At 36.6% G+C, this 6,166-nt stretch carries 9 protein-coding genes and 1 pseudogene; 2 read left to right on the forward strand and 8 right to left on the reverse strand.

Annotated elements, in window-relative coordinates; all coding sequences use genetic code 11:
- The coding region (locus tag FC85_RS07365) for a MobA/MobL family protein (RefSeq protein WP_083485031.1) at positions 1-308 on the reverse strand (308 nt) is incomplete at its 3' end.
- A 252-nt stretch (positions 309-560) separates the two neighbouring features.
- Between FC85_RS07365 and FC85_RS07370 the strand changes: the two genes are divergently transcribed.
- Together FC85_RS07370 and FC85_RS07375 are read left to right on the forward strand one after the other, a co-directional pair.
- Positions 561-788, forward strand: a complete 228-nt coding sequence (locus tag FC85_RS07370) for a hypothetical protein (RefSeq protein ID WP_003555660.1) — start codon at positions 561-563, stop codon at positions 786-788.
- 22 nt (positions 789-810) lie between these two features.
- On the forward strand, positions 811-1,089 hold the full coding sequence (locus tag FC85_RS07375) for a hypothetical protein (protein WP_057864893.1): 279 nt from the start codon (positions 811-813) through the stop codon (positions 1,087-1,089).
- On the opposite strand, the gene FC85_RS15830 is transcribed toward FC85_RS07375, so the two are convergent.
- From FC85_RS15830 to FC85_RS15520, 7 genes and pseudogenes are all read right to left on the reverse strand, one after another.
- Complete coding sequence (locus tag FC85_RS15830; protein ID WP_057864894.1) at positions 1,079-1,585, reverse strand: hypothetical protein; 507 nt, start codon at positions 1,583-1,585, stop codon at positions 1,079-1,081. The two genes, FC85_RS07375 and FC85_RS15830, sit on opposite strands and share 11 nt — an antisense overlap.
- Positions 1,575-1,856 carry a type II toxin-antitoxin system RelB/DinJ family antitoxin gene (locus FC85_RS07385; RefSeq protein WP_057864895.1) on the reverse strand — a complete coding sequence of 94 codons (282 nt, stop codon included), beginning with the start codon at positions 1,854-1,856 and terminating at the stop codon, positions 1,575-1,577. The genes FC85_RS15830 and FC85_RS07385 overlap by 11 nt, the downstream gene beginning before the upstream one ends.
- A gap of 259 nt (positions 1,857-2,115) precedes the next feature.
- Entirely contained in the window at positions 2,116-3,234 is a 1,119-nt protein-coding gene (locus FC85_RS07390; RefSeq protein WP_057864896.1) for a replication initiator protein A, read from the reverse strand.
- Between the two features lie 506 nt (positions 3,235-3,740).
- Positions 3,741-4,118, reverse strand: a complete 378-nt coding sequence (locus tag FC85_RS07395) for a hypothetical protein (RefSeq protein WP_057864897.1) — start codon at positions 4,116-4,118, stop codon at positions 3,741-3,743.
- A 26-nt stretch (positions 4,119-4,144) separates the two neighbouring features.
- Complete coding sequence (locus tag FC85_RS07400; protein ID WP_049154566.1) at positions 4,145-4,384, reverse strand: hypothetical protein; 240 nt, start codon at positions 4,382-4,384, stop codon at positions 4,145-4,147.
- Positions 4,385-4,485: 101 nt separating this feature from the next.
- The gene (locus FC85_RS07405) at positions 4,486-5,277 is read right to left on the reverse strand and encodes a ParA family protein (protein ID WP_057864898.1); all 792 of its coding nucleotides are present in this window, start codon (positions 5,275-5,277) and stop codon (positions 4,486-4,488) included.
- Positions 5,278-5,402: 125 nt separating this feature from the next.
- Positions 5,403-5,585, reverse strand: a pseudogene (locus FC85_RS15520) (helix-turn-helix domain-containing protein); the annotation flags it as partial.
- Positions 5,586-6,166: the final 581 nt, after the last annotated feature.

Here is a 6,166-nt window from a genome sequence, read left to right on the forward strand (position 1 = left end):
AATTCTTTCTGTTCGGATTCACTTAATTCTACCGGTAAAGCCACGTTAAACTCTTTTGCATACCGTGAGTTTGATTTACGATCTTTCTTTTCAACTTCATTCCACAACTGCTCTCGATCACTCGCCCATTCAGGTGAATTTTTTGGCGTCAAAATAAAGCTTTCTGGCATGATCGATCGGGCATAAAAATAGTGGCGACCTTCCTTATCATCAAATAGCTTTTCACCACTTCGATAAGCGGCACTGGCAATCGCACTTCGTCCTTTACCAGCACTAATATTACTAAAACTCATGTGGAATATTGCCATGTCATTCACCGTCTTCCTTTGATTATATGGGTTTTGACCTTGTTGTCGCCATCGGCGACTTCTAATACAGGATTTTAGCACTTACACCCCACAAGAATTTAGTGGGGTGTAAGTGCGCATTGACCTCGTTTCACTCGTCCTGCTGATTCCCCTAAATTTACTTTTAGTGTATGCCTTCCGCTTCGCTATTTCAACTTTTATACTTTGACTTAACGTTTCCCTTATGATATAGTGTCGGTGATTATTTCTAATATGATTGGAGGGATCGTTATGTCTCAAAGTAACTTAGAAAAACAAGAAGCTAAATTAAAAGCCCTTAATCAAAAAATTAAGGACGAAAAAAATAAGATTGAACAACGGCTAGGTAAACAAATCATCAGTCAAGCCAATTTAGATTATGCTAATTTGTCTAACGATCAGATTAAGCTTTTAGCTAAGCAATTTTCTGAATTTTTAAAGGTAAAGTCCGTAGATCATTAGCCATACGAGATGGGGAAATTCCATGTCTAATCAATATGAAAAACTAGTCGAGCAGCAAGCGCGTTTAAAACAAAAAATTGATCGGGAAGATTTTAAATTACGGCAATCTAAATACTACGAAAATCGGCAAGCCCGCAAAGCCCGTTCTCGCCGATTAATTCAAAAAGGCGCTTTGCTCGAAAAATACTTTCAAGCTGATAACCTCTCGGTCGAACAGACCGAAGAGCTTTTAAAAACATTTGCCGATTACGTTAATGCCCATAAACCGAATAAACTCAAAAACGATCAGCCTAATAACTAGGCCGATCGTTTTTATTTTCAGGATTGTTTTTTGGCTTAATTTCTGGATTGTGTTTAGCAAAGTCATTTAACTGTTTTTGAATTCTTTGTGTAAGCTCTGCTTTACTTTCTTTGTGCTTCCTTTTACTTGATCGCTGTTGAATTATCTTTTGATCCTTACCTCTTCTTTTTGATTTTAGGGCAAGCGTAAAATCTGAAATTTTATTTTGATCTAGCTTACTTAAATGACCGATTGATTTAAAGTTTAAACCGGCTTTGGGAAAGCGATAAATATTACCAAGATCGACCCAAGAAGGTTTCTTCAACCCAGCGGATTGCCAATCTTGAATCGGATAATATTGTTGCTTGATATAAGCCGACTTCTTTTCATACTGACTAGTAATTTTAAAAGCCTCGACCGTCTGTTCTGATACCCGACGAATTAAAACTGGCCGAGACTTGCCACCGTTAGTTTCTACAAAACTAACGTATAGGCTGACTAAGTCATTAGTCCTCATCTGGATCGTTGAGCCAATCAGCGACCTCTTTAGCGTCTTTGAACTCGGTGACTGGTGTCCCTTCGGTCGCCTTTAAAAAGCGTAAATTAGCTTTTTCTTCTTCGCTTAAAGACGCATTAAAAGGTAAAGCACCATTAGCAACAATCCGCTTGTAAAACATGTTAATGGCCGTGGTTGGATTTAAGCCCAATTCGCTTAAAATTGCTTCGGTATCATCGGCCAAATCTTTATCAATCTTGACTTGGACCCGTTTCTTTTCCTTAACTGCCATGATTGTCTCATCTCCTTTCTTTTACCACTACCATTATACTACCTTTTGAGTACCTTATCAATAGATAAAGCCTTGGCCTCAAATCACTTGAGCTTGGCGTTGATCTAAAGGCTGAACTTTTGAGCTGGTTAGCCTGGTTAGCTCTGACACTCATTTAAAAGCCCCTATTCTTCTGTTTAAGCCATTTAAATCTAACTTAAGTATAAATAGGTTAGTAAGTCTTAAAATCGCTTAGAAAGGATTTTGTAGCCTTTTGGGACTAGTAGTACAACCCACTGTTATCGTTGTCGGCCGATTTTTCTTCTTCGGGGTGTTTGGCCGCATATTCTCTAGCCGCTTGTTTATTCCACCAAATGCCAAACAAGTTTTGCATGGTGCCGTACAAGTAGTTTTCAACGTTCTTGATATGCTTCTCATTACTTCTCAGGGCGTTAAAGTAGCGCCTCAAGGCTTTAGTCATTAAAGGCTTCAGTTCCTCATCATCAAGTGGGATTATGACGCCAATGTCCTGATGATCCTTTTCAACTCGATATTTAGCATTCAAGATAATACCAATAAACCGGCGCATTTGTTGCGGGGTGCGGCACCAGAAACTAAGTAATTGTACGGCTTCGGGTTCTAAGAAAACGGGTAAGCCACTATCTTCATCAGTTAAGAAATCATTAGCATGGTTCACCAAATCCTTGTTTTGCTTTTCTAGTTCTGCTGGTGAGAATTGGGCTGTGGAAAAGTCTAACTTTTGAGTATCTATATTGTATCTATTGTTATCTATATCTTTAAAGTCTTTATATAGATTGCTTTCGATTTTCGAAATCCCGCTCGTAGCAAGGGTTTTCTGGTTGTCTTTAACGAAGTCATGCGGACTTTCGATTTTCGAAATCCCGCTCGTAGCAAGGGTTCCAGCGAAGTCATGCGGACTTTCGATTTTCGAAATCCCGCTCGTAGCAAGGGATTGCGGCGCTTTCGGCTCATATTCACCGCGTAAATAGACATCGGTGGCTTTGACATCAAGTTTGGAAAGGTATAAACGATTCGGTTCATTCTTTTTAGTTTTCGGATTAAATCCCATTTGGATTTGTTTTAATAAATTGGCTGCTTGTAATTCTTTTTTGATTTTAACGGCTTTTTCAGTAGCACAATTAAATAAGTCTTGTAATTCTTGAACGGTAAAAATAAAGTAAACGTGGTTATCTTCATCAACCCAGTTATTTCTCAACGAATACTCTAGCCGATCTTTGAGTACCATATAAGCTAATTTAGCGTCACTGCTTAAATGCTTGTATTGATCGCCATACATTAATACCTTAGGGAACTGGAAAAATAGGGCTCCATATACGTTATCGGCTTCATAGTAATTGAAATTTGTTTGATCCATCATAAAAACTCCCTTTCTTGACTGACACACGCTGTCTCAAAAGAGAGTTGCTAAAACATTTGATTTGCTTTAAAATACAAATCTGATATGCTCTAACTGAATTACAAAGCGAACATTGGTAGTGATCGGCTTTGCAATTTCATCAGCATGTGTCTGTTTGTGAGTTGCCCAACCGGCAACTTTTTTAATTTATAGCAACTAAACAAAAATGGACTAGGCAGCTTCGGTTAGCTACTTAGTCCATTGACTTTAATTTGTTTTTTAACTATCCTTAACTTGTCCTTTTGGACCGGTTTGCGGTATAATTAACCTACAAATTAAGAACAACGTTCAATCGATTTTCACCGGCAAGTTAAAATCGATTGGATCTAAGTAGCTTTCTAGCAGCTACTTGCTAAACCCAAAATCCCTGATTCCTCGTGAATCGGGGATTTTTCTGTTTAGATTGATCTCTTTATTCGGTTGTTAAATTAGTCTTAGTCTAGCATAGCGCTTACCAAGCGGCAACTTTATTTGGTCTTGTATACTTTGCCTGCTTTTGGTTGAAACCAGTAAGCGATAGAAGCTACCAGTAAATATTCGAAAAGTAAAAATGCTTCGGGGTGTTTAAGCAAATTCCCATCAAAAACACTGAAAATCATGAGCATAAGTAACCCGCAAAAATACGTGATAAACAGGGACATTATCTGTAAAATTCTTACGACAATACGACGGTTACCACTGATTCTTTCAAAGAATAGCTGTAACCAATACTGCATTGGAAATAACCACTGTCGAATAAAAAAGCGGTCATCTACCAGGCGCTTTTTTGCAATTCCAATAACTGGAATTATCCAGAAAACAATAAGACTGACAATCAAGAATGTTATATTTATTGGAATCCCCATAATGCTCCTCCTTATTCTAAGTAACATCACATATTTTTTATAAGCTCATTTAAAAATTTGGAGGCAGACTTAAAATTATGTTCTTTGGCCAGACCATCAAGCCTTTTGCGCGCGCTAGGTTGAAGTGAAAAGGTATAGTTCTTAGTACGTTCCTCTTCATCTTTAAAAACAGGAATAATAAGTTTGTCTTTAGTATCAGTTGGTTGTTCTGTTTCATTTTTTTGTAGTGCCTTTTTTATATTTTTGTTCTCTGGATCGAATGCCATAGGTAGTCCTCCTTTACAATACGTATGTACATGTGTTGCACGTACATATGTTGCATATACATATGTTGCATATACATATGATTAACACGTGTACAAAACACTTATAGTTTTTCTGTGATTTCATTAAATGTTTTGTCCATACTATCAAAAAATTCATGTTGATCAATATATGTTTTGTGGTCTTCTGCCATTTTTGAAAGAGATTTTTTATCCAATGTTGAACGATTGAATAGCTCCTTTTCTGGAACTGTAGCCAATACATTGGGATCGTCTTTTAAGGCTTTTAATAACTCACGAGATGATCTTGTATTGTGTTTAATCATGTTGGCGATAAAAAATAATTTGGTCGTGACATAAGATTCTCTAGTAGAGTAATCAATGGCTTCTTTGCGTAACTCGTTAATTCTTTCTTCTAAGTTAAATTTTGCATTATACCCATGTTCGCTGGGTGTGATTGGACTAAGGATAGCGTTACTAATGATTACTGCATTTTTGGTAGCAGTAGAAAAATCTGGGTGACAATCCAAAATAATGTATTCGAATTTTCCTAAATTTAAACGCTCATAATTATCTGATAACCACATGTAAAGGAACATGTTTTTGTTAGTCTTATTTTCAATGGTACGCTCAATATCGTCAAGGTGCATATCTCCGGCAATTAGACTAATATAATCACTTATTTCATGTATTTTGACTTTCCCTCGATCTAAAAAAATGTTACCGACGGTGTTTTGGTTATCGTAAATGTTGTAAGTTTGGGTTAAATTACTTTGGTGGTCTAAGTCAATAAACAAAACATGCTTGCCATTTTTTGCTAACCATTCACCATAATTGAAGGCTAGGGTAGTTTTACCAACGCCGCCTTTTATCGCTGAGAATGTGATAATTTCCATTAGTATCCCTCCTCATACATGCTAAGTAAGCTTAATGAATATCACTATATTCACAATAACATACAACACTTATACTTGCAACGTATACATATAGACTATATTCATAAATTACCAGTATACGCTATCTAAGCGCCTTCTCTTTTGACATTAAATTTTCTTCGGTACCTTATAAAGGTTGTTCGCTTAATCCCGGTATTACGGGCCACATCTACATCACTCATGCCCGTCTGATAAAGCTTAAAAGCATGTAGTAAGCGGGGATCATCTTCGGCATATTGGGGCTTGCGTCCATGATGTTTTTCTTTTTGAAGTAGTTTATGTTTTAAATGTATTTGCTTATTGTGTAAGTTTGTAGTCGGCCCTCACTTAAATAGAAAACATGAACTCTATCATAGCTTTTACCTTCTCACGTACGGGGGACGATCGCTTCGCTTTCAAACTGGCAAAAGCACAATAATCGTAAATAGCAATTGCACAGCAGATCTATTATCAATCAAGATTAACTTTTAGTTTTATTGTGAAGGGTCCTATAACCTTAATTAAAAAACAAAAAAGTGCGACATAACCTTAAGTTACATCACACCTGACGGTTAGATATGCAGGGACCTTTCAAGTTCAGTCAATTCTTGAGAATTTTGCGAGTTAAGAAAGTAATGTATACTTTCCGGTATGAAAGTATACTTGTAGTTATCTGTTTCAATTGAAATTTCAGAAATCAGTTTTAAATTATCTTCGATTTTTTCTGTATTGTTAGGTTCAATATTAGATAACTCTGGTATTTCAATTTGAACAGGACAAGCAGATAGAGAAACCAAATTAAACTTATTTGATGTGGCAAATTCTATAATTAATCCGAACAGAAATTAAAAAGCCCAAAGCAATCACTTAC

It is taken from the genome of Lentilactobacillus diolivorans DSM 14421, from assembly GCF_001434255.1.
Lineage (GTDB): Bacteria > Bacillota > Bacilli > Lactobacillales > Lactobacillaceae > Lentilactobacillus > Lentilactobacillus diolivorans.